The sequence below is a fragment of the Mesorhizobium sp. P2_A12 genome (genome assembly GCF_056405075.1).
Genome location: NZ_JBFUCU010000004.1, coordinates 35,844 through 62,346 on the forward strand (window position 1 = coordinate 35,844; position 26,503 = coordinate 62,346).

The window sequence follows — 26,503 nt, forward strand, 5'->3', positions numbered from 1 at the left end:
TTTTATGCATGTCGTTGCCCCAAAACCGGGTTCACTTTTGGGCGACATGCATTGGTGAGGTCTTGTCGATGGACTGCTCGGGCTGCGGTTTCGAGGTTGAGAGCGGATACGCTTTCTGTCCGAGGTGTGGCAAGCGCCAGCCCGTGCCATGCGCCAGTTGCGGCTACCCCTGCGCACCTGATTTCGAGTTCTGTCCGAAATGCGGGGCAAGCGTCGGTGCGGCCGCAAAAGCCGTCGAACGGCCTACTCCGACACCGAGCCGGACCATCGTGCCGCCTTCTCGAACGCCGTCGCTGCTTGCGAACATCGAGAGCGAAGATGGGCCGCATCCCGTCTCTGACGCCGATCGCCGGACGGTGACGGTGCTGTTCGCCGACCTTTGCGGCTTCACGACACTCAGCGAGCAGCTCGACCCCGAGGTGATGCAAGCGCTGCAGAACGAACTGTTCAAGGAATTGACGGCGGCCGTGCGAAACTTTGGCGGTTTCGTCGACAAATTCATCGGCGATGCACTGCTGGCTCTGTTCGGTGCGCCAGTCGCGCATGAGGACGATCCGGAGCGTGCGCTTCGCGCCGCTCTCGACATGATCGCCCGGACGGCGCGGCTCGGCGAAAGCGCCCCCCACTCCGGCTCGCCCCTGTTGCTCCACATCGGCATAAACACCGGGCCGGTCGTCACTGGCGGATTGGGCATCGGCACCGCCAAATCCTATTCGGTGACCGGCGATACCGTGAATACGGCGCAACGCCTGCAATCGCTGGCAGCACCGGGTGAGGTGCTGGTGGGCGAGCTCACTCACAGGCTGACCCGGCATGCCTTCTCTTACGAGCCGCTGGGTGATGTCGTGCTTCGCGGCAAGGCTGGCAGTGTGCTCGTCCATCGCCTGGATGCACCGCTTGCGGCGCCGCGTGCGGCGCGTGGGCTCGAGGCGCTCGGCCTCAGCGCACCGATGATAGGGCGTGATGCGGAGCTGCATAGAATGCTGGCGAGCCTTGACCAGGCGTGCGGCGGCTCGGCCCAACTTGTCCGCCTCGTTGGCGAAGCCGGTATCGGAAAATCGCGGCTGGTAAAGGAGTTCGTCGCCCGCGTCGGCGACGAGGATCGTTTTCGCAACGTCGCCGTGCGGCAAGCCACGTGCTCACCGCTGGGCGAACGATCATTTGGCGCCTTGGGCGCAGTGGTGCGCAGCGCTGCCGGGATGATGCAGAACGACACTGGGGACGAAATGCGGGGCAAGCTCGCTGGCTTGCTGACCGATCTCGGCCTGCAGGGCGAGGAGGCGAAGCGGCTGATGCCCTTGCTCTACCATGTGCTTGGCCTTGGCGACCCCGATGCCACCTTGCAGCATGTCGAGCCCGAGCAGTTGCGGCGGCAAATTCTCTACGCAGTCCGCACGATCATCGAACGGCGGCTTGCGTTGTCGCCGCTGTTGATCGTCGTCGAAGACCTGCACTGGGCCGACGCTGTGTCGCTCGAGGCACTGCGTTTCGTGATGGACAGGTTGGAACGCACGCGGCTGATGTTGCTGGTCACACATCGTCCGGGGCCGGACAGCGGCCAGCTCGACTCAAGTCGGGTCAGTCACACAGCGCTCAGGCTTTCGCCGCTCAGCCATGATGACGGACGCAGCCTGTTGGCGGCGCTTTTCGGCGAGAGCTGGGTAAACTCCGCAGGAACGCTTGTTGACCAGATCCTCGAGCGCGCGGGCGGCAACCCCCTTTTTATAGAGGAGATCGTTCGCGGCCTTATCGATCGCGGTGTCCTGGTGCGCGAGGGCCAGCGATGGCGGACTGTGGCAGGCGAAGCCGCAACTGGCATTCCCGCCACCATCCAGGCAATGTTGCTTGCTCGCGTCGACCGGCTGCCCCAGGACGTGCGTCGGTTGGCCCAGGAAGCCGCGGTGATCGGCCCGCGCTTCGATGCCACACTTCTGAAAACCGTGACAGCCGACCCCGGCCGGCTGGAAGCCGGTTGCGAACTGCTTTGCGATGCGGAAATCATCGAGGAAGTTGCCGGATCAGGCTCGGTTTCGTCGCAAAGCTACCGCTTTACGCAAACATTGCTGCAGGACGTGATCTACCAGAATCTGCTCCTGCAGCGTCGGACCGACATCCACGGTCGGGTCGGCGCCGCCTTGGAGCAACTGTGCGGCGCCAGACCGGAACGGCTTGAGGATTTGACCGTGCTCGGTCATCATTTCGCACAGAGCGCCGAGCGGGAGAAGGGCGCGCACTACCTGCAAGCGGCGGGCGATCGCGCTCGCATGATCTACGCCAACGACGACGCCCTTCGTTTCTACGAGCGGGCACTGACTGCGTTGGGCGCGATCGGGCAAATACCGCTCAAACTGGCGATTGCAGAGCGCATTGCCGATTTGAGCGGCCCGGCAGGCCGCCGCGAGATCGCGCACCACCACTACGAGACGGTGTTGCAGGCATACCGCGAGTCAGCCGATCGTGTCGCTTCGGCGCGCGTTTTGCGTAAGATCGGTCGGCTGCTCTGGGACGTCGGCAAGCGCGACAATGCAGAATCCCGCTATGCCGAAGCGGCAGCGCTCCTCGATGGAGCGGATGCCCCGATCGAGCAGGCGCATCTGTGGCAAGAGCGTGGCCGACAGGCGTTCCGTAGCGGCGATCACGCTCTCGCGGCAAAATGGGCGGACGCGGCGCTGGATTGCGTAGGCACTTTGACAACGGAGCATGCCTCCGAGGCCGGGCGTGATGCCACTCTTGTGACCGCCGAGGCCCTCAATACCAAGGCGGTCGCGTTGGCTCGCCTTGGGCGAAACCGTGAAGCCGTGGGTCAGGTCGAGCGTAGCATTGAACTGGCCGAAGCCGCCGGTCTGCTGGGCGCGGCCTGCCGCGGCTACACCAATCTCGGCGTGCTTTACACCACCATCGATCCGGCAAAGGCGATGGAGGTCTGTCGGCGCGGTCTTGAAGTGGCGCGCCATATTGGTGATTTGGGTTTCCAGGCGCGCCTCCTCGCCAATCTGGCGGTCGCTTGTTGTACTTTCACGGATCGCTGTCCAACGGAGGGCGTGCCGGCTGCCGAGAAGGCCATCGAGATCGACCGGGCGCTCGACCAGCGCGAGCACCTGCCGGTGCCGTTGATCGTGCTTGGGCAAATCCACCAGTGCAACGGCCGTCCGGAGCTGGCGGTCGGCTTGTTCCACGAAGCACTGGACGTAGCCCGCGAAACGGGCGAACCCCAACTGCTGTTTCCGTGTTATGATGGTCTTGCAACGCTTAATCTCGACCTCGACAATCTGGCCGAGGCCGAACGCTACTTTTCCCTGGCGCAGGATATATGCGCCCAGCACGGGCTCGACCCGGAAGCGCTTGTGGTGCTGCCTTTTCTCGACTAGCCGGGTGGGAGGTTGAAATGTCTGCGCCTAGTGACTTGGTACCGCTCCAACCGGGTGACCGCGCGCCGAACTTGGTACTCGACGCCATTACCCAGGAAGGCAAGATCGCGCTTGATGACTTTCGTGGGCAAAAACCGGTGCTGGTCGGCCTGTTTCGAGGTCTGCATTGTGCGTTTTGCAGGCGCCATATCGCCGCGCAGGCGCAGCTTGATCCGGAGCTGCGCGAAAGGGGCGTGGAGAGCCTGACGGTGGTCAACACGCCGATCGAACGGGCGCGTCTCTATTTCCGCTACCACCCGATGCCGAATCTGCTTGCGGCCTCCGACCCTGAACGCGCTTCACATCGTGCTTTTGGACTGCCCAATCTCGAATTCACCCAAAACGAGACGAACTGGCCGTACAAGGTCTCGATGGCAGCGGCAATGAATATGCGGGTCGACATACCAGGCGAGTTGCCCGGTCCTATGGATCCTATTGCGGCCGCCGAAATCCTCGACAAGAAGGACCATTACGAGCTGACTGAAGCCGACGAGCAGATGTTGGCAACGGGACACGGACAACTGGTCGGTCAGTTCCTGCTGGACCGGCAGGGGATCGTCCGCTGGAGCTTCACGGAGGTTCCAGAGGGTGGGCGATACATGTTTGGGGCGCCAAGCCCGCAGGAGCTGATGTCTGCCGTGTCCCAAGTCGCCCAATAGACTTGCGCCGCCACAGTGCTGGTTCGCAAATCCATTTAAGCAAAAGGCGCCCCGAAGGGCGCCTCTTAATCGCTTGATTCCCCGGAAGGAAACTGGAGCGGGTGAAGCGATTCGAACGCTCGACCCCAACCTTGGCAAGGTTGTGCTCTACCCCTGAGCTACACCCGCTCACACGGCGTCTTGGCCGCAAGCCGGGCCTATATGGCTGAAGAGCGCGGCGATTGCAACAGGGAAATGTCAGGCATTTTGCTATGCGGCGGGCGCGCTCGCCGCGATGTCGCATGACGGTCTTGTGTCGGCTGCCCCATTGGCCGTAAACGGCTTGGCAGGAAACGGGACGAAGACAAAACCGATGCCGAAGACCGAAGCTGAGCTGATGGAATTTCTTGCCGAACTCGGGATCGCAGCCTCGACGCGGCGCCATCCGCCGCTGTTCACGGTTGCCGATTCGCAGGCGCTGCGCGGCGAAATCGCCGGTGGCCACACCAAAAACCTGTTCCTGAAGGACAAGAAGGACAATTTCTTCCTGGTCAGCGTCGGCGAGGACGGGGTCGTCGACCTGAAGCAGATCCACCAGCTGATCGGCGCTGCCAGCCGCGTGTCCTTCGGCAAGCCGGAGATGCTGATGGAGCTGCTCGGCGTGACGCCGGGCGCGGTCACGGTCTTCGGCCTGATCAACGACGTCGCGGGCCGGGTCAAGGTCGTTCTCGACAAGGCGCTGATGGACCATGCGGTGATCAACGCGCATCCGCTGACCAATGAGGCGACGACGTCGGTCGCAGCGGCTGACCTGATCAGATTCGTCGAGGCAACCGGCCACGATGCTGCTATCTTGAAAGTCTCCGCGTGATCGCCACATGGATGGCCTAAGTCAGATTGTCTGAAAGCGCCTGGCCGCCGGCGGCCGCGCCACGGAAGGGTAAAGAGATGAGCGACAACAATCCGTTTGGCAGCCATGGTGGCCAATACTCCACCACCGTGCAATATGGTGGAACCGAGGCTCCGCGCGCGAAGGCCGCGCTTGGCGATGCGCCGCCGGCCGCCGCCCCAGGGGCCACCGATGTCATCAAGGACACGACGACCGCCGCCTTTGCCGCCGACGTCATCCAGGAATCGCGCCGTCAACCGGTTCTGGTCGATTTCTGGGCACCCTGGTGCGGGCCGTGCAAGCAGCTGACGCCGCAACTGGAGAAGGCCGTCAAGGCCGCCGGCGGCAGGGTCAAGCTGGTCAAGATGAACATCGACGACCATCCCTCGATCGCCGGCCAGCTCGGCATCCAGTCGATCCCCGCGGTCATCGCCTTCAAGGACGGCCAGCCGGTCGACGGCTTCATGGGCGCGATCCCGGAGAGCCAGATCGCCGAATTCATCACCAAGGTCGGCGGCAAGGGCAATGGTGCGCCGCCGGTGGCCGAGGCCCTGGCCGCCGCAGCCGAGGCGCGTGAGGCCGGCGACATGCAGACCGCGGCCGACATCTACGACGCCATCCTGGCGCAGGCGCCGGAGACGGTCGAGGCGATTGGCGGGCTGGGCGACCTGTTGTTCGAGGCTGGTGACATCGAGGGCGCCGAGGCGTTGCTGGCAACGGCGCCCGAGGCCAAGAAGGATGCGCCACCGCTGGCCGCCCTGCGCGCCAAGATGGCGCTGGCGGCGCAAGCGGCAGCGCTTGGCAACCCGGCCGAGTTCGAACGGCGCCTGGCCGAGAACCCCGGCGATCATCAGGCGCGTTTCGATCTGGCCATGATCCAGAACGCCAATGGCGATCGCACGGCGGCGGCCGACAATCTGCTGGCCATCATCAAGGCCGACCGCGCCTGGAACGAGGACGGCGCCAAGACGCAATTGCTGCAACTGTTCGAGGCCTGGGGCATGACCGACGAGGCGACGCTCGCGGCGCGCCGCAAATTGTCGTCGCTGCTGTTTTCTTGAGCCGGTTACCGATTGTTTTGGTCGCGCAGGCTTGCGGCCGGCGGCCATCGCACCAGATTACCAGTCGAGGACTGCGCTTCGGTGGGAAGCGATCGGAGGAATGAGGTGCAAGCGGGAAACGCGCATTATCGGCTCGCCAAGAATTTGCCGTCGACGATCCCGATCTTTCCGCTCGAGGGTGCGCTTTTGCTGCCGGGAGGCCGCATGCCGCTCAACGTCTTCGAGCCGCGCTACCTGCAGATGGTGGACGAGGCCATCGCCGGCTCGCGGCTCATCGGCATCATCCAGCCCAGCCTCGACGGCGCCTTGCGCGACGACGGCGAGCCGGAGCTCTGCAATGTCGGTTGCGCCGGGCGCATCATCGCCTTTTCTGAAACCGGCGACGGCCGCTATCTGATTTCGCTGCAGGGCGTTTGCCGGTTCCGCATCGCCCACGAGTTGACGGTCAAGACGCCGTTTCGCCAGTGCAAGCTGGCGCCCTTCCTGGCCGATCTCGACGAGGACCAGGCGGCGAACGAGATCGACCGGCCATCGCTGCTCAAGGCGTTTCGCGCCTATCTGCAGGCCAATGACCTCGAAGCCGACTGGGAGAGCGTCTGCCGGGCCGAAAACGCCATGCTGGTCAACGCGCTGTCGATGATGGCGCCCTACGGGCCGGCCGAGAAACAGGCGCTGCTCGAGGCGGCGGATCTGAAGACACGGGCCGAAACGCTGATCGCCATCACCGAAATGGCGCTGGCGCGCGAGAATGAGGATTTTGGTTCGAGCCTGCAATGAGATGCGTCGATATCTAGCCGGCCTGCAAACAGCAAATTTCCTGCGCTGGCGGCCCGACCTTGCTCTCGACAGACCTTGGGTCCGACACGAACCCGACACTTGAGAAGAGGACACGATGGCGGCGGATGGGCGTGACGGGAAGAAGGTCAATGTCGACCCCAAGCTGCTGGAGCTGCTGGCTTGCCCGCTGACCAAGGGGCCCCTGACCTGGGATCCGGAGCGTGGCGAACTGATCTCCCGGGTCGCCAAGCTCGCCTATCCGGTGCGCGACGGCATCCCGATCATGCTGCCTTCGGAAGCGCGGACGCTCTCCGTGGAGGATGTGTTGTCGCCGCCACGCTTGAGTGGGCCGTCTTGATAGGTTGCGAGATTGGCAGCGGCTGGCGGGACAACGCCCCCCTCTGCCCTGCCGGGCATCTCCCCCTCAAGGGGAGAGATCGGCAGCTTAAGCGCTCCACTCGCTTTGCGGCGATGGTGATTGGCGAAATCGGCTGAGCGTTCAATCTCCCCCTTGAGGGGGAGATGTCCGGCAGGACAGAGGGGGGCGCGAAGGATCGCCGGCGCTCCGCTCCGCGTTCGCCCGGCTCTGCCCTACTGAAAATTGCGTCCCTTGGGCATGACACTTTCCGCCTCTTCCGACAGCGTTGCGAGGTCCGGTCGGATCGCCGCGTTGCGTGGCGCGGGGCCGCGATCCGTACCGCTGACGGGGTGTTCCGCAGGGCCGGCGCCCGGCAGGCTGGCCGGACCGACCTTCTCCAGAAGCACGGTCAGCCAGGGTGTCAGATCCTCGATCTTCTCTGCGACGATATGGATGACATCCGATTCCGATTGCAATTTGCCGGTGACGCGGACGAACCTGGCGCCCATGATGACGGGCCGGTAGCGGTCGAAGGTTCTCTGCCAGATGATGATGTTGGCGACGGCCTTGTCGTCCTCCAGCGTCAGGAAGATCGCGTTGCCCTTGCCAGGGCGCTGCCGCACCAGCACGAGGCCGGCGACCGAGACACGCCTGCCATCGCGCACGGATGGCAATCCGGCATTGGGCGTGACGCCGGCCCGGTCGAGCCGCTCGCGCAGGAAGGCGACCGGATGCGCCTTCAATGACAGGCCGAGCGAGCGGTAGTCGTGGATGACATGCTCGCCGAGCGGCATTTTCGGCAGCTTCGTCTCGGGCTCCAGCTCGCGCAGGCGGATCGCCGGCTGGTCGAACAGCGGCAGTTTTTCGGCGGCACTCTTGCCGTCGAGCGCGCGCACCGCCCACAAGGCTTCACGACGATCGAGGCCAAGCGAACGGAAGGCGTCGGCCTGCGCCAGCTTTTCGATCTCGTCGACATTGAGGCCGGAGCGCAGCCAGACATCCCGGACCGACTCGTAGCCTGAACCGCGCCGCTCGACGAAAGCCTCCATGCGCTCCTCCGACAGGCCCTTGATCTGGCGGAAGCCGAGCCGCAGCACATGATTTGTCTCGATGACACCACGCATTTCGGCATGGCGTGGGAGGATGCGATCCGGATCGAAAGATGCTTTCTCCAGCGTGCAGTCCCAGACGGAGAAATTGACGTCGACGTCGCGGATGTCGACGCCATGGTCGCGCGCGTCGCGGACGAGCTGGGCCGGCTGGTAAAACCCCATCGGCTGCGAATTCAGGATCGCGGCGCAGAACACGTCGGGATAGAAGGTCTTGAACCAGCAGGAGGCATAGACGAGCAGGGCGAAGGAAGCGGCGTGGCTTTCGGGAAAGCCATATTCACCAAAACCCTCGATCTGCTTGAAGCAGCGCTCGGCGAAGTCCTTCGTGTAGCCCTTGCCAATCATGCCGTCGATCATGCGCTGGCGGTAATTGCCGATGGTGCCGGTGCGCTTGAAGGTGGCCATGGCGCGGCGCAGTTCGTCGGCCTCCCCCGGCTTGAAACCGCCCGCGACGATGGCGATCTTCATGGCCTGTTCCTGAAACAGGGGCACACCAAGTGTCTTGCTGAGGATCGCCTCCAGCTCCGGCTTTTGATACTCGGCCTTTTCCTTGCCTTGCCGTCGGCGCAGGTAAGGGTGAACCATGTCGCCCTGAATCGGGCCCGGCCGGACGATCGCCACCTCGATGACAAGGTCATAGAAATCCCTTGGCTTGAGACGCGGCAGCATCGACATCTGGGCGCGGGATTCGATCTGGAAAACGCCGAGCGTGTCGGCGCGGCAGATCATGTCGTAGACCTGCTTATCCTCCGGCGGCAGGGTGGCCAGCACATAGGGTTGGCCATATTTATCTCGCGCGTTTGGATAGTGATCCTTAAGCAGGGCGAAGGCACGCTGCAGGCAGGTCAGCATGCCGAGCGCCAGCACATCCACTTTCAGGATCTTCACCGCGTCGAGATCGTCCTTGTCCCATTCGACCATCTTGCGCTCGTCCATCGCCGTCTTGACGATGGGGACGATCTCGTCCAGCCGGTCCCTGGTGATGACGAAGCCGCCGACATGCTGCGACAAATGACGGGGAAAGCCCATGATCTCGTTGGAGCGCTCAATCACCAGTCTTGCCAGCGGGTCGGCGCGGTTGATGCCGCCAGCGTGAGCTTCCTTCTCGCCAAGTTCCGAGGTAGACCAGCCCCAGATCGTGCTCGACAATGCGCTTCTGACATCCTCGGAGAGGCCCATTGCCTTCGCCACTTCGCGCAAGGCCGAGCGCCCGCGATAGCTGATGACTGCGGCGGCCAGTGCGGTGCGCTTGGCGCTGTATTTCGTATAGATGTACTGCATCACCTCTTCGCGTCGCTCATGCTCGAAGTCGACGTCGATATCCGGCGGCTCGTTCCTCTCCTCGGAAATGAAGCGTTCGAACAGCGTGTCGATCCTGTCCGGCCCGACTTCGGTGATGCCGATGCAGAAGCAGACGATCGAATTGGCGGCCGAACCCCGCCCCTGGCAGAGGATGTCCTGGCCGCGCGCGAACTTGACGATGTCGTAGACCGTCAGGAAATATCGGGCGTAGTTGAGGCGCTCGATCAGAGCGAGCTCTTCCTCTATGCGCTTGGTCACGGAAGCAGGCACCCCCGCCGGATAACGGTTGGCCGCCCCCTCCCGCGCCAGCCGCTCCAGCTCGGCCTGCGGCCCGAGGCCGGACTCCGTCGGCTCGTCGGGGTAGTTGTACTGGAGGTCGCTGAGCGAGAAGGTCAGCTCCTGCGCAAAGCGCAAGGTCTCGGCCAGCGCCTGCGGATGCCTGCGGAACAGGCGCGCCATCTCCATCGGCGGCTTCAGATGGCGCTCGGCATTGGCGGCCAGCTGCAGCCCGACCTCGGCGACGGGCGTGTTGAGGCGGATCGCGGTCAGCACATCCTGCAGCGGGCGCCGCTCAGTCGTGTGATAGAGAACGTCGTTGGTCGCCATCAGCGGGATGCTGGCATTCTCGGCAAACGCCGCTGCCTGCTCGATCCGGAAACGGTCATTGCCCGCATAGTCCGGCGCAACGGCCAGACGGAGATTTCTTCCGAAACGATCCTTGAGCTGGCGAAGCAAGGCGAGACTGTCTTCAACGCCTGCCGTCAGATCGGGCAGGACCGCCAGCGACATCAGGTCCCCCCATTCAAGCAAGTCGCTGCGCTGGAGAAGAGTGGCGCCCTTCTCGTTCTCGTCGCGCAGATTGGCTTGCGTCAGCATGCGGCAGAGATGCCCCCAGCCCTTGCGGTCCTGCGGATAGGCGAGAATGTCAGGCGTGCCGTCACCGAAAACCAGCCGGCAGCCGGGATGGTAGGAGAGCGTCTCGACCTTGGCCTGCTGCCAAGCGCGCACCACGCCGGCCACCGTGTTGCGGTCGGCAAGTCCGATCGCGGAAAAGCCGAAAAGCTTGGCGGCGACCACCAGTTCCTCCGGCTTGGAGGCACCGCGCAGGAAGGAGAAATTCGACTGGATGCCGAACTCGGCATAGGGAATGACGGTCAGCGCATTCATGCGAAGACCCCATGCAGGAACCAGCGCGGCGGCACCTGCGAGCCGCCATAAAGGCCTTGCCGGTAGAGCCAGTAGCGGCGGCCGTCGGCATCCTCGATGCGGAAATAGTCGCGTGTCGATGCCGCCTCGTCGCTCGCGGGCTCGCGCCACCATTCCGCCGCGATGCGTTCCGGTCCCTCGGCACGCGTCACCCTGTAGAGCGCACGCCGCCAGCGGAAGTTCAGCGGCGGGCCCTCCGGCATTTCGGTGGCCGGCACCTCGATGGGCTCGGGCGAGCGGAACAGCCGGATCGGCCGTTCCGGCGGGAAGATGGTCATCGGCGCCTGGATCCGGCCCGGCTCCTTCGGCGGCGTGGTCCGGCGCGGGGCCTCGGTGAAGGGGATCGTGGCGACGGCGCGCTCCGGCAGATGGCTTTCCACAGTGACCGGTTGCAGGACCGCGCCCTCGCCGAGCCGGGCGCGGATGCGGTCGGCGAACAGCGCGATATCGGCGCCGTCATCGGTCGCGTCGCCGGCAAGGTCGGCCTGCTGCATGTCGAAAGCGGCGGCCGACAGCACCGAGAGCCGGACGAGATCGAAGCCATAGCCGGCATCGATATCCTGTTCGAGCGCGGCCAGCCTTTCATGGAACAATTTCTGGATCAGAGGGGGTTCGCGCATCGGCCGCGAGGTGCCGATGGCGATGCGGCTGACGACGCCGTCGACGCGAAACAAAAGCAGCGCCAGCATCCTGGCGCCCTCGCCACGGCGCTCAAGGTCGATCTTCAATGCCGCCGCCAGCATGCCCACCAGCCGTTCGATATCCTCGGTCAGGGTGACGGGCTCGCTGAGATGACGTGCGACCGAAAGCGGTGCGACGGGAAGGCGCGGCGACACCGCTTCGTCGAGACGGCCAAGCGCCTGGTCGAGGCGCAAAAGCAGCGAGGCGCCGAAGCGGCGGGCAAGCGGCGCGCGCGGTGCCGCCATGACGGCGCCCGCCGTGCGCAGGCCGACGCTTTCCAGGCTGGTGCGGGTGGCGGGCTCGATACGCAGGGCTGCCAGCGGCAAGGGTGCGAGCAAGGCTTCCTCCTCGCCGCCAGCGACGATGCGGTCACTGGCAAAGCGTGCCGCTGCCCAGGCCGCCCCCGGCGTCGCGGCAAGCCCGGCGCGGACATCGAACCCCTGATGGAAGAAGCGCGACAGGATGTCGTCCAGCATGGCGCGTTCGCCGCCGAAAAGATGGGTGCAGCCGGTGACGTCGAGAAACAGGCCGTCCGTTGCGTCCAGCGCCACCAGCGGGGTGTAGCGGTCGCACCAGTCGGCAAGGCCTTCGAGCAGGCGGCGGTCGGCCTGCGGGTCGGCCTCGACGATGTCGATCGACGGATGCATGGCGCGCGCATCGGCGATGCCCATGTCGCGCTTCAGGTGCAGCGCCTCAGCACGCTCGTCGAGGGCCGAGATACGCTGCGCGTTGCCCTTGCGATGGCTGATCACCAGCGGCAGGTGATCCGATGGGCGGGAACGCCAGGACCGCCCCAGACGCTGCCGCAGGATCCTTTCGACCGCGAGATAGGGAAACCACAGCGACAGGATTCTTTGCTCTTTCCTCGCCCCATCTTTCATCGAATGCGCGTTCATCGGGGTTCCACTCCAGTGTGAATTGTCCTGGCAGAGCCGTGCGGCTCTTGCCGATGGTGATGGTGAAGGCCGGGCGGCCGATCGAGCCGGCGAGCCGCCCGGCGATGGTGTCGCGCGGCACCGCCGGCGCCGACGCGACGATAAGACGAACGGGTGCGGCCGTCGGTTCGGGCTCGGCGGCCTGCCGCAGCAGGAACACCGGGCGGCCGGCACTCTGCGCCCGGGCATGCAGCCGGCGCGTCGCGGTCAGGTCGAGCCGCTGCGGATTGCCGCGGATCTCGAGGATGACGGCGGCGAGCGCCGTCATCCGGGCGGCCTCCTCGGCGACCCACAGCGCATCGACAAGTTTTGGCGCCTCGGAAAACAGCAATTGCTCGGGTTCGATGCCGAACGAGGCATGAAGCCCCCTGGCATAGGGAAAGCCGGCCTCGCGAAAAATCTCCGATGTGCCGATCCACAGCACCGGCAGCCCTTGCGTCTGCTTGAGGATCAGGCTTGTGAGCGACAGAGCGAAGCCGGCGACGGCTCCGGCATCTCGGGTTTCAATGCCATGGATTTCGCTCAAGGCGGCTTTCGGCAAGCCGCCGCTCAGGGCAGCATCGAGGCGTTCGACACCGGTGGGCAGGAACGCATCCGGCAAAGCCGCGGCAACGCCTCGGCGGACAATCGTCACATCGATGCTGGGACCGGCGTCGACGCGAGCATCAGGGGTCGCCGCGGCCGGCGCCTGCAGGCGCTCGGGCAGCGTTCCCTCGATCTTCGCGATCTGGCGGCGCAGGGCAAAAACAGTCTCCCGCGCCACGGCGGTCATCGCCATGACGGTCAGCTTTCACTCACAATTGTTCCTGTTATGTTCCTTATAGATTCCAGAGGGACCCCCAAGAGTCAAGCGGAGTCATGGGGAATTTATTCCTGTCGTGGGGCTTGGCAGAGGCGTGGCCGCCCGCGCCATTTGCCGATTGCAGCGCGAAAGCCTATATGCCGGGATCAAAGGACACAGCATGGCCCGCATCTACAAGACCCGCAGCTGGCACGACGAGCTTTCGCCGTCGATGGAGGAAATGGAGTTCCTGGCGCTGGAGGCTTACGCCCATCTGCCGGAGGATTTTCGCAAGCTGACCGGCGAGATCGTCATCCAGATCGCCGAGTTCCCGACCGACGAGATCATGGACGATTTGTCGCTGGAAACGCCCTTCGACCTGCTCGGCCTGTTCGAGGGGCGCGGCATCGCCGAGCGCTGGAACCCGCAGACCGGCGAAGGCCCGAACCGCATCACACTCTACCGCCGCGCCATCCTCGACTACTGGGCCGAAAACGAGGAAACGCTGGGCGACATCGTAACCCACGTGCTGATCCACGAGATCGGCCACCATTTCGGCCTGTCGGACGATGATATGGAAAAGATCGAAGAGGCGGCTGAGTAGGGTGTGCTGATATTCAGGTGATGCCGGTCTGCAAATGGCTGATACCTGCGCTTCCGGTGCTCACGTACCCAAATGTACGCTCCGCTCCGGTTCTCGGAACCCACCTTGTTTGGTCGCTTCGCGCCCGTCCTCGACTCCGGCTCGGCCTGACCTGAATCTCAACACACCCTGCGTCGGAGCTTTAAGCCTACCAATCGCTCAGCTTGGTATCCGGCCCATATTCCTGACCGTCGATATCCTTCACCACGGCCTGGCCGCAGCGCATCGTCTTGGCCTTCTTGTCGAAGGCATAGGTCGGCGAGCCGAACAGGTGCCAGCCCTTGTTCAGCGCCGCAGTCACCTTGTGGCAGAAGCTGGCATCGTCAGGGCCAGTGAGAAAGCGGTAGAGTTTCATCCGTCAATTCCTGTCGTGAGTGCCCTTAGCCCGCGAGCATCAGGCGATATCATGCGCCGATGGCCGCCGCCTTCGCCAGCAGTTTTTCAGCTTGCGCCAGGTGCAGCCTCTCGACCATTTTTCCATTCAGCGCAATCACGCCCTTGCCGGCATTTTCCGGAAGCGCAAAGGCATCCTTCACCAGGCGTGCCTCGGCCACGGCTTCAGCGGACGGCGCAAAGGTCAGGTTCGCCACTTCGATCTGGGCCGGATGGATGAGGCTCTTGCCGTCGAACCCCATGGCCGCCGCTTCCGTGCATTCACGGGCGAAGGCGTCGAGGTCGCGGAAATCGTTGGAGACGCCGTCCAGCATGTCGAGGCCGCCGGCGCGCGCGGCCAGCACCATCTGCATCAGCCACGGCACAAGATAGCGCCGGTCAGGCGTCGCCAGCACGCCGGATTTGCTGAGCAGATCGTTCGTTCCGGCAACGAAACAAGCCAAGCGCGAAGCCGGATCGCGGCCAAGTTCGGCAATGGCGCCGATGTTGAGCAGCGCCTTGGGCGTCTCGATCATCGCCCACAGTTTCACGCTGTCGGGAGCAAAATTGTCGTCGAGCACGTCGCCGGCCTCGAGCAAGTCGCGCGGCGTGTCGACCTTGGGCAACAGGATGCCGTCGGGCTCGCAGCTTGCGACAGCCAGCAGGTCGTCGGCGCCCCATTCGCTGGCCAGTGCATTGATGCGCACCACCATCTCGCAGCGGCGGCCAACGTGGTTGGCAGCTGGGCGGTTGGCGAAGATGCCGGCCAGCTTTTCACGCACGGCGATCTTGTCGGCCGGGGCGACGCCATCTTCGAGGTCGATGATGACGACATCGCAGGCAAGCTGCGCGAACTTGGCCAATGCCTTGTCGTTGGAGGCCGGGATGTAGAGCACCGAGCGGCGTGGGCGATAGGTTTCCATGGCTGATCTATGCCGTCTGTGGATGGTCGAGGCAAGCCGTCTCCAGCCTGCACGAAAACTGCACACGCTTGCGGAAAACCTCCTCGGATCCGCCCCGCCGTCTCCCTGCCGGCCTGCGAGACAGGCGGCATGCAAAACCGACCAAAATCCCGTTGGTCCCTTCCTTACCGGTTGCGCAGCGAAGGCTGGTGGCTGGCCGATCCGCCGCGCGCGAATCCCGTGGCGATCCTCATCCCTTTTGCCCGCAAGCGCCCGCCGATCGTCCGGCTGGAAGCCATCAGGAGGGCCAGGTCATGACAGCATTCTTCTCCGCGGCACCGACCTATTGCGCGCGCCTCGGCGTTGCCGTACTGCTTGTCGCGCTGGCGGATTTTCTGTTTTACGGCCAGCCAGCCGGCATCACGGTTTTCCTGTTCGCGATCCTGATTGCCGCCGGGGTGGTTGCCGTGCATCCCGCCGCCTTCAGCGACGGCAGGCTGTGGATCAAGCCCACCGCGCTGCTTGTCGCGCTGCTGCCGCTCGCCGAAAATGTCAGCGCGCTGTCGGTATCGATCGCGCTTGCGGCCCTGGTCGTCTTCGCGCTCTCGCTCAGCGGGCGGCTGCGCCATCGCATCGCTCGCATTGCCGGCCAGATCGCGTTGTTCGGGCTGGCGGCGCCGTTCCGCTTCATCAGCGATTTCATCCGCTGGCGCAGGGTGGCGCGCCGGTTCGGCCGGCGCCGAGTGCGGCTGGCGGCCGTTGCCGTCTGGGTGATGCCGCTGACACTGGGCGCCGTGTTCCTGGCGCTGTTCGGCGCCGCCAATCCCGTCATTGAATACTGGCTGTCGCTGATCGATCTTCTAAAACTGCTCGATCTGATCCAGCTGGCGCGGATTGCCTTCTGGCTGTTCGTGCTCGCTGGCGTCTGGGCCTTCCTGCGGCCCCGCCTGCCGCGCTTTCGGCAGCGCGGCTCCCGGCCAAACAATCCCCTTGCCGGTGCTCAACCGGCGACCAATCCGCAAAGGCACGTCGTCGAGGACATCGTGTTCGGCAAGGCAGCCATACTGCGCGCCTTGATCGTCTTCAACGTGCTGTTCGCGCTGCAGACTGGGCTCGACGCCACCTATCTGTGGGGTGGGGTCGCCCTTCCCGACGGCTTGAGCTACGCTGCCTATGCGCATCGCGGCGCCTATCCCCTGATCGTCACGGCACTCCTTGCCGCCGGCTTTGTGCTGGCGGCGCTCAGGCCGGGAAGCGAAACATCGGGGGATCCGCTCATCCGCCGGCTGGTCTATGCCTGGGTGGCGCAGAACATCATGCTGGTCATCTCGTCGATCCTGCGGCTCGATCTCTATGTCGGCATCTACGCGCTGACCTACTGGCGCATCGCGGCTTTCGTCTGGATGGGGCTGGTGGCATCAGGTCTTGCGCTGATCATCGCCCGCATCGCGCTCGGAAAATCCAATGAATGGCTATTCTCCGCCAATCTTCTGACGTTATCCCTGACGCTGTATGCCGGCTGTTTGATCAACTTTGCCGCGCTGATCGCCAACTACAATGTCGACCACTCCCTCGAAATGACCGGCCAGGGCATTTCCCTCGATGCCTGGTATCTGCGCTCGCTCGGTCCGGGCGCGTTTCCGGCGCTGGATCGCTTCCTCGATCATCAGAGTCGAGCCGCCAACAATTCGGTCTTGCGCGAACTGGCAGGGCGGCGCGGCAGCGACGAAGACTGGTACCGCACCGTCCAGCAAAACTGGCGGGCCTGGAGCTTTCGCGACTGGCGCCTGCTTCGCTATCTCGACAGCAAGGGGTCGCTCGTGCTTCCTCAGCCTTCGCAACCTTCCTTGCCGGGCCGCTGACCGATGCCGCATCACATCCTCGTCGCCGACGATGACCCGCATATCCGCGAGGTGATCTGCTTCGCGCTGGAAAAGGCCGGCATGAAAACGCTTGGGGTGGCCGACGGCGCCGCCGCCTTGCAGGAGATCGGACGACGGGCGCCGGATCTCGTCGTGCTCGACATCGGCATGCCGGAGATGGACGGGCTGGAGGTCTGCCGGCGGCTGCGGCACACATCCGACGTGCCGGTGCTGTTCCTGTCCGCGCGCGACGAGGAGATCGACCGCATCCTCGGGCTCGAAATGGGCGGCGACGACTATGTGACCAAACCGTTCAGCCCGCGAGAGCTGGTCGCCCGCGTCAACGTCATCCTGCGGCGCGCCCGCCCTGTGCCGCCCGAACCCGCCGACGACAGGCAGTTCGCGCATGGCAAGCTCGCTTTGGCGCCGGCCAGCCATGCCGCCAGTTTCGACGGCAGGCCGCTCGCCCTGACCGGGATCGAGTTCTCGATCCTGAAAGGATTTTTGGCGCGGCCGACGCATGTGCTCGACCGCGACGCGGTGATGGCAAACGCCTATGCCGCCAACATCCATGTCGCCGGCCGCACCGTCGACAGCCATATCCGCAACATCCGCGCCAAGCTGGCGGCGGCGGGCTGCCTGGATGCCATCGAGACCGTGCATGGCGTCGGCTTCCGGCTAGGCCCATGCGGCTGACGGCCTCACGCAAGTGGATTGGCCGCAAATGGCGGCCGCGCCTTGCCACGGTCGTCGTTGCCATCCTGATCCTGGTGATGGCCTTGCCGCTGGTCGGCCTGTTCTTCTTCCGGCTCTACGAGAACCAGCTGATCCGCCAGACCGAAGCCGAGTTGATCGCGCAAGGTGCCGCCATTGCCGCCATCTATGCGCAGGACGTGCGCGATGCCGGCATCCCGCCGGAAAAACTCGGCGCGCCGATGCCGCGGGCAAACGCGGATGCGAGCCGCAGCGTCAATCCGGACCCGATGTACAGGCCGATCGAGCCGCAGCTCGATCTCGCTTCCGACACCGTGCTGCCGACGCGGCCGGCCGCGATGCCTGCCACCATCGATCCCGCCTTCGCCGCGATCGGCGCGCGCCTGTCCGGCATTCTCGACGCCACGCAGAAAACCACGCTGGCCGGCTTCCGGCTGCTCGACCCCACCGGCGTCGTCATTGCCGGACGTGGCGAGGTCGGGCAATCGCTTGGCGGGGTCGAAGAGGTGCGCGAGGCCCTTGCCGGCCGCTATGCCAGCGCGCTCAGGCTGCGCATTCCCGACCAGCCGGCGCCACCGCTCTATTCGGTCAGCCGTGGCACCAAGGTGCGTGTCTTCGTCGCCATGCCGGTTGCCGTCGCGGGCCAGGTCGCCGGCGTCGTCTATCTGTCGCGGACGCCGAACAACATCATCAAACATCTCTATGGCGAGCGCGGCAAGGTGACGCTGGCGGCAATCGCCATCCTCGGCGGCACGCTGCTGATCGGCCTGGTCTTCCTGCGCACCGTCAGCCGGCCGATCTATGCGCTGATCGACCGCACAGAGCGTATCGCCGCCGGCGATCGCCAGGCCATCAAGCCGCTCGATCACCATGGTACCTACGAGATGGCGGAGCTTTCCGCCGCCTTCCTCGACATGGCCGAAAAACTGCAGGCGCGATCGGACAGCATCCAGACCTTTGCCACCCATGTCTCGCATGAGCTCAAATCGCCGCTGACGGCGATCCAGGGCGCGGCCGAGCTGCTGCGCGATTCCGGTTCCGCGATGGACGAGGCCGAGCGGCGGCGCTTCTCCAACAACATCGTCACCGACGCGGGACGGCTCAACCTGCTGGTACGCCGCCTGCTCGACCTGGCGCGGGCCGAGAACCTGGCGCCGAGCGGCGAAAGCACCTCGATCGGCGCAGCGCTGGCACTGCTGCCCGTCGACAACAGGCTGGCGGTTCGCCTCGAGGCCGGCAGCGAGATCGGCTTGCGCATATCGGCCGAGAACGCGGCAATCGTGCTTGCCAATCTCATCGACAATTCGGCCAATCATGGCGCGACGCAGGTTTTGGTCACGGCGGGGAGCACCGGCGGCAAGGCGACCATCCTGGTCAGCGACGACGGCGCCGGTATTTCGCCGAGCAACCGGGCGCGCATCTTCGAACCATTCTTCACCACGCGGCGCGATTCCGGCGGCACCGGCATGGGCCTCGGCATCGTTCTGGCCCTCCTGAAAGCGCATGATGGCACGATCAGGCTGGTTGACTCCGAACGCGGCACGCGCTTCGAGATCATTCTGCCGCTCGCGTGACTCCCGGTCAGCGGCTCGAATCGGAAAGGGCATAAAGCGTGCGCTACGACATCGTCATCATCGGCGGGGCCATCGTCGGCTCCTCGATTGCCTATTATCTGCGCGAGGAAGGATTTTCCGGCTCGATCGCGCTGATCGAGCGCGATCCGCAATTTGCGCATGCGGCGACGACGCTGTCCTGCGCCTCGATCCGCCAGCAATTCTCGATCCCGGAAAACATCCGCCTGTCGCAGTTCACGCTAAAGCTGTTCCGACGGTTGAAGGAAGAGTTCGGCACTGACGCCGATATCGGTTTTCGCGAGGGCGGCTATCTCATCCTCGCCGGCGAGAACGGGCTGCCGATCCTGAAAGCCAATCACCAGGCGCAGATCGCCGAGGGCGCCGACATCCTGCTTGAGGATGCCGACGCCTTGGTGCGTCGCTTCTCCTGGCTGTCGGCCGAAGGCATCACCGCCGGCGCCTATGGCCGGACCGGCGAGGGCTGGTTCGACGCGCATGCGATGCTGATGCTGTTCCGCAAGGCGCTGCGCGAGAAGAAGATCGATTTCATCACCGCTGACGTCACCGGCATCGAGCGGCAGGGCGACCGCGTCACCAGCGTCAGCCTCGACAATGGCGAGACGCTCGAAGCCGGCACCGTCATCAACGCCGCCGGGCCGAATGCCGGCAAGGTGGCAGCGATGGCCGGACTGGTGCTGCCGGTCGAGCCGCGCAAGCGCAACGTCTTCGTCTTCGAGGCGCGCGAGAAATATGCCGACATGCCGCTTTTGGTCGATCCCTCGGGCATCTATGTGCGGCCGGAAGGCTCGGTCTACATCACCGGCGGTGCCGAGCCGGAAGAGGGCGATGGCCCGGCCGATCCCGCCGATTTCGAGCCGGACTGGCCGCTGTTCGAGGAGGTCATCTGGCCGGTGCTGGCGACCCGCATTCCCGCCTTCGAGGCGATCAAGCCGACACGCGCCTGGGCCGGACATTACGACTACAACACGCTCGACCAGAACGCGGTGATCGGCCCGCATCCTGAGGTCGGCAACTTCCTGTTCGCCAACGGATTTTCCGGCCATGGCCTGCAGCAGGCGCCGGCGGTCGGCAAGGCGCTGGCCGAACTGATCGTGCATGGCGGCTACCGCACGGTGGACTGCTCGGCGTTTGGCTATGGCCGGGTTGCGGAAGGGCGGGCGTTCAGGGAATTGAATGTGATTTGAGATGTTAGGCGTTGGGAATATGCCGTTCCGTCGAGTTCCCGCCCCCTCTGGCCTGCCGGCCATCTCCCCCGCAAGGGGGGAGATCGACAGCTTTGGCGCCGCGCCACTCCTGTCACGTTTCGAGATTGGCGAAAGCGACTGAGCGTGTAATCTCCCTCCTTGCGGGGGAGATGGCCGGCAGGCCAGAGGGGGGTGCTGTCCCGCCGACATCAAATGGGTCTGCACCGCCACCAGTCGGCTAAGCCGCGGCCAATTTCCCCACCTCGAAATACGCCTGCAGCCAGCCCAGCACCCTGCCCCAACCCTCAGCATGCTCGGCCGCCGCGTCGCTCAAGCCGGCAAAGCCGCAATGACAGATGGTGACGCGCGTGCCGGCGGTGATCGGCTGCAGCAGCCAGGCTACCGTCGTTTGCCGCCGGCCAAGCGTGGGATGGTCCCACTCATAGGCCCGCGTCTGCACGATCCGGCGCGGCGCCTCGATGTCGAGCAAGTCGCCGCTCGCTGGCAGGTCCCTGCCGTCTGCCGTTCGAACGGTGACCGTCCAGCGGCCGCCGACGCGAAGGTCGGCCGACCAGTCGGCCATGCGATAGGTGTCGGCGGACCCCCACCAGCGCTCGACCTCGTCCGTGACCAGGGCGCGGAAGATCCGCTCGGCGGGTGCGCCGATGTCGGCGCTTGCCATGACGGTCTCGCCATTGGTCATGCTGTGGACGACAGGGACATGCAGCATAGGTGCCTCCAAAAGTTTGTTTCGCTGCCGAAACCAAGCTTCAACCCTTCGATGGCGGACGCTCGAAACCCTTGCCGGTCTCGAGCAGGCTCTTGAGGCTCGCCAGCACCAGCGGCCAGCCCTTGGTGACATTCGGGATCAACCGGTGCGGGCCGTCGGCCTCGTGGGTGACGGCAAGCTTCATCAACTCGCCGTCCTGTTCGATGGCAAAGGTGCAGCGCGTGTAGCCGTCTTCCTTGACCTCCGGCATCCATTCATTGCGCCATTTGATCACCAGGCGTCGCGGCGGGTCGATTTCGAGGATCTCGCCGCTGTCGGCGACGCTCCCGTCGGGGAAGATCAGTTTCCAGCTGGAGCCGACCTTCCACTCGCTCTCCTGATAGGAGCAAAGGAAGAACTGCCGGTTGAACTCCGGATCGGTCAGCGCCTCCCAGAGTTTTTCGGGCGTGGTGCGGATGTAGGTCACGTAAACGAAGCTGTTGCTCATCAGTCTTCCCTTTCGAGGCGTTTCTTCAGGTCACTCAATGCATCCAGCCGATGGCGCTCGAACTTGCCGATCCAGCGTTCGGCGATCTCGTTGATCGGAACCGGGTTGAGGTAGTGCTGCTTCTCGCGTCCCTTGCGGAGCGTGGTGACGAGGTTGGCTTCCTCCAGGATCGCCAGGTGCTTGGTCACCGCCTGGCGCGTCATGTCCATCTCCGCGCACAGCGCGTTCAGCGTCTGCCCGTTCCGGGCATGGAGGTTGTCCAGCAATTGCCGGCGTGTCGGGTCGGCCAAGGCGCGAAAGACGGCATCCATGCTCATGACCTTAATATGCAACCATTTGGTTGCATGTCAAGATGCAGATTTCACGCCGTTGGCGCCAGGATGCGATCACAAGGGGAAAAAATGTCAGCTCTTGCGGGAGAACCAGAAGGCGTCGGACATGCGCGTCATGCCGATGCGTTCGTAGAAGCCGACGGCGTCGGGCATGGAGATCAGGCTGATGGCGACGGACGGTCCGAGTTGCCGCCGTGCCTCGTCCATCAGGCCTTTGCCGATGCCGAGCCCCTGCGCCGATCGGGAAACGGCGAGCTCGGAGATGTAGCAGACCCAGGAGAAGTCGGTGAGGGCGCGGGCAACGCCGATCAGCGGCTTGCCCTCGACATCGAGACGCGCCGTCAGCACCAGATTGGCGCCCGACAGCATCGCCTGCAGGCGAGTGTCGTCATCGACAGGCCGTGTCTCGCCGAGGCCGGATTCCACCAGCACACGGCGGAATTCGGCGATGTCGAGCGCGGGCTCGCGGGCATAGAGGACGTGGGAGTTTTGCGCCATGACCGTCAGACTGCACCATCGGGCGGCGAATTCGAAGCCGTTTTGCGCAGCTGGCCATCCTGCACGAACAGTTGCCTTTTATTTGCCCGCGGCTTTGTGTAAAGCGTGCCTCAGCAATCCCCCGAAACAAGAATACGGGCAAAAAAGCCATGGAAAAATTCACCAAGCTCACAGGCGTCGCCGCTCCGATGCCAATCGTCAATGTCGACACCGACATGATCATCCCGAAGGATTATCTCAAGACGATAAAGCGCACCGGGCTCGGCACCGGCCTGTTCGCCGAAATGCGCTACAATGACGACGGCTCGGAAAATCCGGATTTCGTGCTCAACAAGCCGGCCTACCGCAAGGCGCAGATCCTGGTCGCCGGCGACAATTTCGGCTGCGGTTCGAGCCGCGAGCACGCGCCTTGGGCGCTGCTCGATTTCGGCATTCGCTGCGTCATCTCGACCTCGTTCGCCGACATCTTTTACAACAACTGTTTCAAGAACGGCGTGCTGCCGATCACCGTCAGCCCCGAGGATCTCGAAAAGCTGATGGATGACGCCTCGCGCGGCTCCAACGCCACTCTGTCGATCGACCTCGAGGCCAAGGAAATCCGCGGGCCGGATGGCGGCGTGGTCGCGTTCGACCTCGACGATTTCAAGCGGCACTGCATGCTCAATGGTCTCGACGATATCGGCCTGACCATGGAGAAGGCCGGCGCCATCGCTTCGTTCGAGAAGAAAGACGCCGAACAGCGCCCCTGGGCCTGAAACACGCGGCCTGACTGCAAGGCCGCACCGACGGCGAGTCTTCGGGTAAGGCGAGGACTTGTCATGACACGTTCGCTTGTTGCCGTCGCCTGCGGGCTGGTGTTGATCCTGCTGCCGGCAACGAGCCTGTTCGCCCAGCCGCCTGTCATCGACCAGCAGGCGCCGATCCCGTTCGCGGGCGGTCAATTTACCATCACCCAGCAGGAGCCGGACGGCGAAAAGGTACTCGCCTACGACGGCCAGAAGCTGGCGAGCAATTATGACGTCTTCTTCGACAGGATCGTCGACATCGCCGGCACTGAAGTGGCGCTGGTCGATGTCGGCGACGGCAATATCGACCATCTCTGCGGTCCCCCGGTGATGATCGTGTGGAAGCCGAAAGGCGGCACGATCCAGGGCATCACGGTCGAGCAGGATGGCTGCGGCGCACCGGCGTCGGTGACCGACAATGTCATTTATTTCGTCCCCTATCTGCTGCCGGGCGCCTCGAAGCGGGCGATGCAATGGTCGCCCGCCGACGGGCTGACGATTGCGGGCAATCTCACCTACATGCCGGATCCCGGCACGGGCTGGAAGGATGTCGACGTGTCGAAATACGAGGACATGATCGACGCCTTCCACAACAAGGCGGTCTACAGCGACGCCGCGGCCTTGCTTGGCGGGGACATGACCGTTCTGGCCGCCAGTTTCCTGGCCGCCGGCGGTACGAAAACAACCGCGTCCGGCATCGTCTATTTTGATGGCTGCGCGCCGCACAATTGTGGCGGCAATCACGGTTTCATGGCGGTCGACGCGACCAACCAAAAACTCTATTTCGCCCGCAGCAGTGGCAAGCCCAGGATGGATATGTGGCCGCCGGTGCAGACCTGGCCGGCCGAGGTCAAGGCGGCGCTGGACGAGGCGTTTGGATCTGCAAATTAGGGGCGGGATAAGGGCGTTCTGGTCTGTCGCGATCCTTCCCACCCCCTCTGCCCTGGCGGCCATCTCCCCGCAAGGGGGGAGATGGCCGCGTCGGCGTCCCGCCCGTCTCCGCAACGTTGGTGATTGGCATGGCATCCGTGACATCCGATCTCCCCCCTTACGGGGGAGATGGCCGGCAGGCCAGAGGGGGGTGCTGTCCCGCGATGCAAAAGGTTATCCGCCCTTGAAATCTCGCCGCCCAGTCGCCCAGTGGTGCGGACTGGCGTTTCATTCCCGGCTGGATATGATCTGACGAAACGGAGGATCACCATGACTCGTTCGCTTCTTGCCGGCGCTTGCGGGCTGGCCTTTTTCCTGCTGCCTGTGACGAGCGCTTATGCCCAGACGCAGACGCCCGCGGCGCAGCTGGCGCCGTCGGCCGAGAAACCGGCCACCGACCAGGGTACAGGCGCCGCCGATGCTTCCGACGACGACAAGCAGGCGCCTGTGCCATTCGAAGGTGGCCAGCTGACCATCACCCAGCCGGAACAGGACGGCGAGAAAGTGCTTGCCTATGACGGCCAGCAGCTGGCGAGCAATTATGACGTCTTCTTCGACAAAATTGTCGAGGTCGGCGGCGTCAAGGTGGCGCTGTTCGATGTCGGCGATGGCGGCAATCAATGCGGCCCGGCCACGGTGATCGTCTGGAAGCCGGAAGGCGGCACCATCCAGAGCACGACGGTCGAACAGGACGAGTGCGGCGCGCCGCCGTCGGCGGTGTCCGACAACGCCATCTATTTCGTGCCTTATCTGTTGCCAGGCGACGAGAAGCCGGCTTTACAATGGTCGCCGACCGAGGGGCTGACGACTTCAGGCAACCTGACCTACATGCCGGAACCGGGCACCGACTGGAAAGACATCAATCCGGAAAAGTACCAGAACATCATCGACGCCTTCCACAACGGGGCCGTCTACAAGGAAGCGCAAAAGCTCCTCGGCAAGGACATGCCCGACATGGCGACCAGCCTGCTGGTCGGTGGCGGCACGGAAAAGACCGCCTCGGGCGCCTTCTACGCCAGCGGCTGCGTGCCGCATGACTGCGGCGGCAATGACGGCTTCATGGCGATCGACCCGGCCAACCACAAGCTCTATTTCGCCCGCCGCGGCGACAATGGCCAGCCGAACGCCTGGCCGGCGGTGACGACATGGCCTGCCGATGTGAAGGAGGCGTTGGACAAGGCGCTGGGGTCGGCGAACTAGGAATTCTGGGCGGGAATCACCACACCTTCGTTATCCTCGGGCTTGACCCGAGGATCCATGCCGCGACCATGAACAAGCAATGCGGAACAGGATTCTGCACCGCGGCAGCGCTCCTATGTCATGGCATGGATCCTGGGGTCTGCGCCGCGTCGCTGCGCTCCTTGCTTCGCCCCAGGATGACGAAGACGCGAAGGCTTCGCCCAGTCTTCAAAGTGTGCGCTGGTTTGTCGGAACAACCATCAGTTTCACCTGGCCTATGGCCGAGCGGCGTCTTTCCTTTCAGAATGACGGAAGGCAACTGCAAGGGCACCCCATGCGAAAACTGATTTCCACCGGCTCGCCGTTCGAAAAGACCGCCGGCTATTCGCGCGCGGTGGTGCAGGGCGACTGGTGTTTCGTGTCGGGAACGACCGGCTATGACTATGCGACCATGACGATGCCGGATACGGTCGAGGCGCAGACGCGCAACTGCCTGGCGACCATCGGCAAGGCCTTGCAGGACGGCGGCTTCGAGATGGCCGACGTGGTGCGGGCGCATTACTACATCACCGATGCCGCCTTCGTGGACATCGTCTTCCCGATCCTCGGCGAGACATTCGGCGACGTCAGGCCGGCGGCGACGATGATCGTTTGCCAGCTCAACAAGCCGGAAATGAAGATCGAGATCGAAGTGACGGCACTGCGGCGCACGGCATGAAGGACGGGCAGGCGATGAAAGTCCGGCGGATCGTTGCCAACATCGAGACACCAGACATCGCGGCAGCGAAGCGCTTCTACCAGGACGTGCTCGGCCTCGACGTGGTCATGGACCATGGCTGGATCAGGACCTTGGGCTCGCAAGAGAAAATGAACGTCCAGGTCAGCTTCGCCGTCGAAGGCGGCTCCGGCTCGCCGGTGCCGGATCTCTCGATCGAGGTCGACGATGTCGATGCGGCGCTCCACGCCATGAAGGCGGCCGGCTTTGCCAACGAATACGGCCCGGCCGACGAGCCCTGGGGCGTGCGGCGCTTTTATGTGCGCGATCCGTTCGGCCGGCTGGTCAACATTCTCTCGCATCGGTGATCGCGGTTGTAACGCGCAGGCTTGCGCGCCGGGCGCTTGGCGTTTAGCAAGGCCGCGGTT

Annotated in this window: 25 protein-coding genes and 1 tRNA gene; 16 read left to right on the plus strand and 10 right to left on the minus strand. The window is 64.3% G+C overall.

The genetic code is table 11. The features are described 5' to 3' along the window. The first annotated feature begins 68 nt into the window (after window positions 1–68). Both AC1DZU_RS10390 and AC1DZU_RS10395 read left to right on the plus strand, forming a co-directional pair. Window positions 69–3,368: an adenylate/guanylate cyclase domain-containing protein gene (locus AC1DZU_RS10390; protein WP_477285408.1), complete on the plus strand. Its 3,300-nt coding sequence runs from the start codon at window positions 69–71 to the stop codon at window positions 3,366–3,368. 17 nt (window positions 3,369–3,385) lie between these two features. Next, the gene (locus tag AC1DZU_RS10395; RefSeq protein WP_477284292.1) at window positions 3,386–4,066 is read left to right on the plus strand and encodes a peroxiredoxin-like family protein; all 681 of its coding nucleotides are present in this window, start codon (window positions 3,386–3,388) and stop codon (window positions 4,064–4,066) included. 93 nt (window positions 4,067–4,159) lie between these two features. Here the strand turns inward: AC1DZU_RS10395 and AC1DZU_RS10400 are convergent. After that, a tRNA-Gly gene (locus AC1DZU_RS10400) sits at window positions 4,160–4,234 on the minus strand. A 184-nt stretch (window positions 4,235–4,418) separates the two neighbouring features. Here AC1DZU_RS10400 and AC1DZU_RS10405 point away from each other — a divergent pair. The 4 genes from AC1DZU_RS10405 to AC1DZU_RS10420 all read left to right on the plus strand — a co-directional run bounded on the left by AC1DZU_RS10405 (window position 4,419) and on the right by AC1DZU_RS10420 (window position 7,130). After that, complete coding sequence (locus AC1DZU_RS10405; protein ID WP_477284294.1) at window positions 4,419–4,916, plus strand: prolyl-tRNA synthetase associated domain-containing protein; 498 nt, start codon at window positions 4,419–4,421, stop codon at window positions 4,914–4,916. 77 nt (window positions 4,917–4,993) lie between these two features. After that, on the plus strand, window positions 4,994–5,995 hold the full coding sequence (gene trxA, locus AC1DZU_RS10410) for a thioredoxin (protein ID WP_477284296.1): 1,002 nt from the start codon (window positions 4,994–4,996) through the stop codon (window positions 5,993–5,995). A 105-nt stretch (window positions 5,996–6,100) separates the two neighbouring features. Beyond that, window positions 6,101–6,772, plus strand: coding sequence for an LON peptidase substrate-binding domain-containing protein (locus AC1DZU_RS10415; protein WP_477284298.1), 672 nt, complete (start codon window positions 6,101–6,103; stop codon window positions 6,770–6,772). Window positions 6,773–6,887: 115 nt separating this feature from the next. Then, window positions 6,888–7,130: a Trm112 family protein gene (locus AC1DZU_RS10420; protein ID WP_184872674.1), complete on the plus strand. Its 243-nt coding sequence runs from the start codon at window positions 6,888–6,890 to the stop codon at window positions 7,128–7,130. A 233-nt stretch (window positions 7,131–7,363) separates the two neighbouring features. Here AC1DZU_RS10420 and AC1DZU_RS10425 read toward each other — a convergent pair whose 3' ends face one another. From AC1DZU_RS10425 to AC1DZU_RS10435, 3 genes are read right to left on the minus strand one after another with little or no spacing between them, the layout of a single operon-like run. Continuing rightward, a complete protein-coding gene (locus tag AC1DZU_RS10425) occupies window positions 7,364–10,711 on the minus strand; it encodes an error-prone DNA polymerase (RefSeq protein WP_477284301.1) in 3,348 nt (1,115 codons plus the stop codon). Further along, window positions 10,708–12,183, minus strand: coding sequence for a DUF6504 family protein (locus AC1DZU_RS10430; RefSeq protein ID WP_477284303.1), 1,476 nt, complete (start codon window positions 12,181–12,183; stop codon window positions 10,708–10,710). Before AC1DZU_RS10430 ends, AC1DZU_RS10425 begins: the two co-directional genes overlap by 4 nt. Next, window positions 12,125–13,144 (minus strand): ImuA family protein, encoded by a 1,020-nt coding sequence (locus tag AC1DZU_RS10435; RefSeq protein WP_477284305.1) that lies wholly within the window; start codon window positions 13,142–13,144, stop codon window positions 12,125–12,127. Before AC1DZU_RS10435 ends, AC1DZU_RS10430 begins: the two co-directional genes overlap by 59 nt. A 184-nt stretch (window positions 13,145–13,328) precedes the next feature. Between AC1DZU_RS10435 and AC1DZU_RS10440 the strand changes: the two genes are divergently transcribed. Further along, window positions 13,329–13,751: a metallopeptidase family protein gene (locus AC1DZU_RS10440; protein WP_095084388.1), complete on the plus strand. Its 423-nt coding sequence runs from the start codon at window positions 13,329–13,331 to the stop codon at window positions 13,749–13,751. Window positions 13,752–13,938: 187 nt separating this feature from the next. On the opposite strand, the gene AC1DZU_RS10445 is transcribed toward AC1DZU_RS10440, so the two are convergent. Beyond that, the gene (locus AC1DZU_RS10445) at window positions 13,939–14,145 is read right to left on the minus strand and encodes a DUF1737 domain-containing protein (protein ID WP_095083952.1); all 207 of its coding nucleotides are present in this window, start codon (window positions 14,143–14,145) and stop codon (window positions 13,939–13,941) included. 49 nt (window positions 14,146–14,194) lie between these two features. Further along, window positions 14,195–15,085 (minus strand): HpcH/HpaI aldolase/citrate lyase family protein, encoded by an 891-nt coding sequence (locus AC1DZU_RS10450; protein ID WP_477284308.1) that lies wholly within the window; start codon window positions 15,083–15,085, stop codon window positions 14,195–14,197. A gap of 293 nt (window positions 15,086–15,378) precedes the next feature. Here AC1DZU_RS10450 and AC1DZU_RS10455 point away from each other — a divergent pair, with 293 nt between their 5' ends. The 4 genes from AC1DZU_RS10455 to AC1DZU_RS10470 are packed head-to-tail and all read left to right on the plus strand — an operon-like array spanning window position 15,379 to window position 20,419. Further along, window positions 15,379–16,926, plus strand: coding sequence for a DUF4153 domain-containing protein (locus AC1DZU_RS10455; protein ID WP_477284310.1), 1,548 nt, complete (start codon window positions 15,379–15,381; stop codon window positions 16,924–16,926). A gap of 3 nt (window positions 16,927–16,929) precedes the next feature. Continuing rightward, the gene (locus AC1DZU_RS10460) at window positions 16,930–17,622 is read left to right on the plus strand and encodes a response regulator (protein ID WP_477284312.1); all 693 of its coding nucleotides are present in this window, start codon (window positions 16,930–16,932) and stop codon (window positions 17,620–17,622) included. Beyond that, window positions 17,613–19,214, plus strand: coding sequence for an ATP-binding protein (locus AC1DZU_RS10465; RefSeq protein WP_477284314.1), 1,602 nt, complete (start codon window positions 17,613–17,615; stop codon window positions 19,212–19,214). The genes AC1DZU_RS10460 and AC1DZU_RS10465 overlap by 10 nt, the downstream gene beginning before the upstream one ends. Before the next feature lie 38 nt (window positions 19,215–19,252). Continuing rightward, window positions 19,253–20,419, plus strand: coding sequence for an NAD(P)/FAD-dependent oxidoreductase (locus AC1DZU_RS10470; protein WP_477284316.1), 1,167 nt, complete (start codon window positions 19,253–19,255; stop codon window positions 20,417–20,419). A 238-nt stretch (window positions 20,420–20,657) separates the two neighbouring features. Here the strand turns inward: AC1DZU_RS10470 and AC1DZU_RS10475 are convergent, their stop codons facing one another. From AC1DZU_RS10475 to AC1DZU_RS10490, 4 genes are all read right to left on the minus strand, one after another. After that, the gene (locus AC1DZU_RS10475) at window positions 20,658–21,149 is read right to left on the minus strand and encodes an SRPBCC family protein (RefSeq protein WP_477284318.1); all 492 of its coding nucleotides are present in this window, start codon (window positions 21,147–21,149) and stop codon (window positions 20,658–20,660) included. A gap of 40 nt (window positions 21,150–21,189) precedes the next feature. Further along, window positions 21,190–21,636 carry an SRPBCC family protein gene (locus AC1DZU_RS10480; RefSeq protein WP_184872664.1) on the minus strand — a complete coding sequence of 149 codons (447 nt, stop codon included), beginning with the start codon at window positions 21,634–21,636 and terminating at the stop codon, window positions 21,190–21,192. Next, on the minus strand, window positions 21,636–21,947 hold the full coding sequence (locus tag AC1DZU_RS10485; RefSeq protein ID WP_064987727.1) for an ArsR/SmtB family transcription factor: 312 nt from the start codon (window positions 21,945–21,947) through the stop codon (window positions 21,636–21,638). The genes AC1DZU_RS10480 and AC1DZU_RS10485 overlap by 1 nt, the downstream gene beginning before the upstream one ends. Window positions 21,948–22,040: 93 nt before the next feature. Further along, window positions 22,041–22,466 (minus strand): GNAT family N-acetyltransferase, encoded by a 426-nt coding sequence (locus AC1DZU_RS10490; RefSeq protein WP_477284321.1) that lies wholly within the window; start codon window positions 22,464–22,466, stop codon window positions 22,041–22,043. A 149-nt stretch (window positions 22,467–22,615) separates the two neighbouring features. On the opposite strand from AC1DZU_RS10490, the gene leuD reads away from it, so the two are divergent. The 5 genes from leuD to AC1DZU_RS10515 all read left to right on the plus strand — a co-directional run bounded on the left by leuD (window position 22,616) and on the right by AC1DZU_RS10515 (window position 26,443). Further along, window positions 22,616–23,221 carry a 3-isopropylmalate dehydratase small subunit gene (gene leuD / locus AC1DZU_RS10495; protein WP_477284323.1) on the plus strand — a complete coding sequence of 202 codons (606 nt, stop codon included), beginning with the start codon at window positions 22,616–22,618 and terminating at the stop codon, window positions 23,219–23,221. A 63-nt stretch (window positions 23,222–23,284) separates the two neighbouring features. Next, on the plus strand, window positions 23,285–24,142 hold the full coding sequence (locus AC1DZU_RS10500) for a hypothetical protein (RefSeq protein ID WP_477284325.1): 858 nt from the start codon (window positions 23,285–23,287) through the stop codon (window positions 24,140–24,142). Between the two features lie 309 nt (window positions 24,143–24,451). Further along, window positions 24,452–25,381, plus strand: a complete 930-nt coding sequence (locus AC1DZU_RS10505) for a hypothetical protein (protein ID WP_477284327.1) — start codon at window positions 24,452–24,454, stop codon at window positions 25,379–25,381. A gap of 313 nt (window positions 25,382–25,694) precedes the next feature. Then, complete coding sequence (locus AC1DZU_RS10510) at window positions 25,695–26,078, plus strand: RidA family protein (protein WP_477284329.1); 384 nt, start codon at window positions 25,695–25,697, stop codon at window positions 26,076–26,078. 14 nt (window positions 26,079–26,092) lie between these two features. After that, window positions 26,093–26,443 (plus strand): VOC family protein, encoded by a 351-nt coding sequence (locus AC1DZU_RS10515; protein ID WP_477285411.1) that lies wholly within the window; start codon window positions 26,093–26,095, stop codon window positions 26,441–26,443. Window positions 26,444–26,503: the final 60 nt, after the last annotated feature.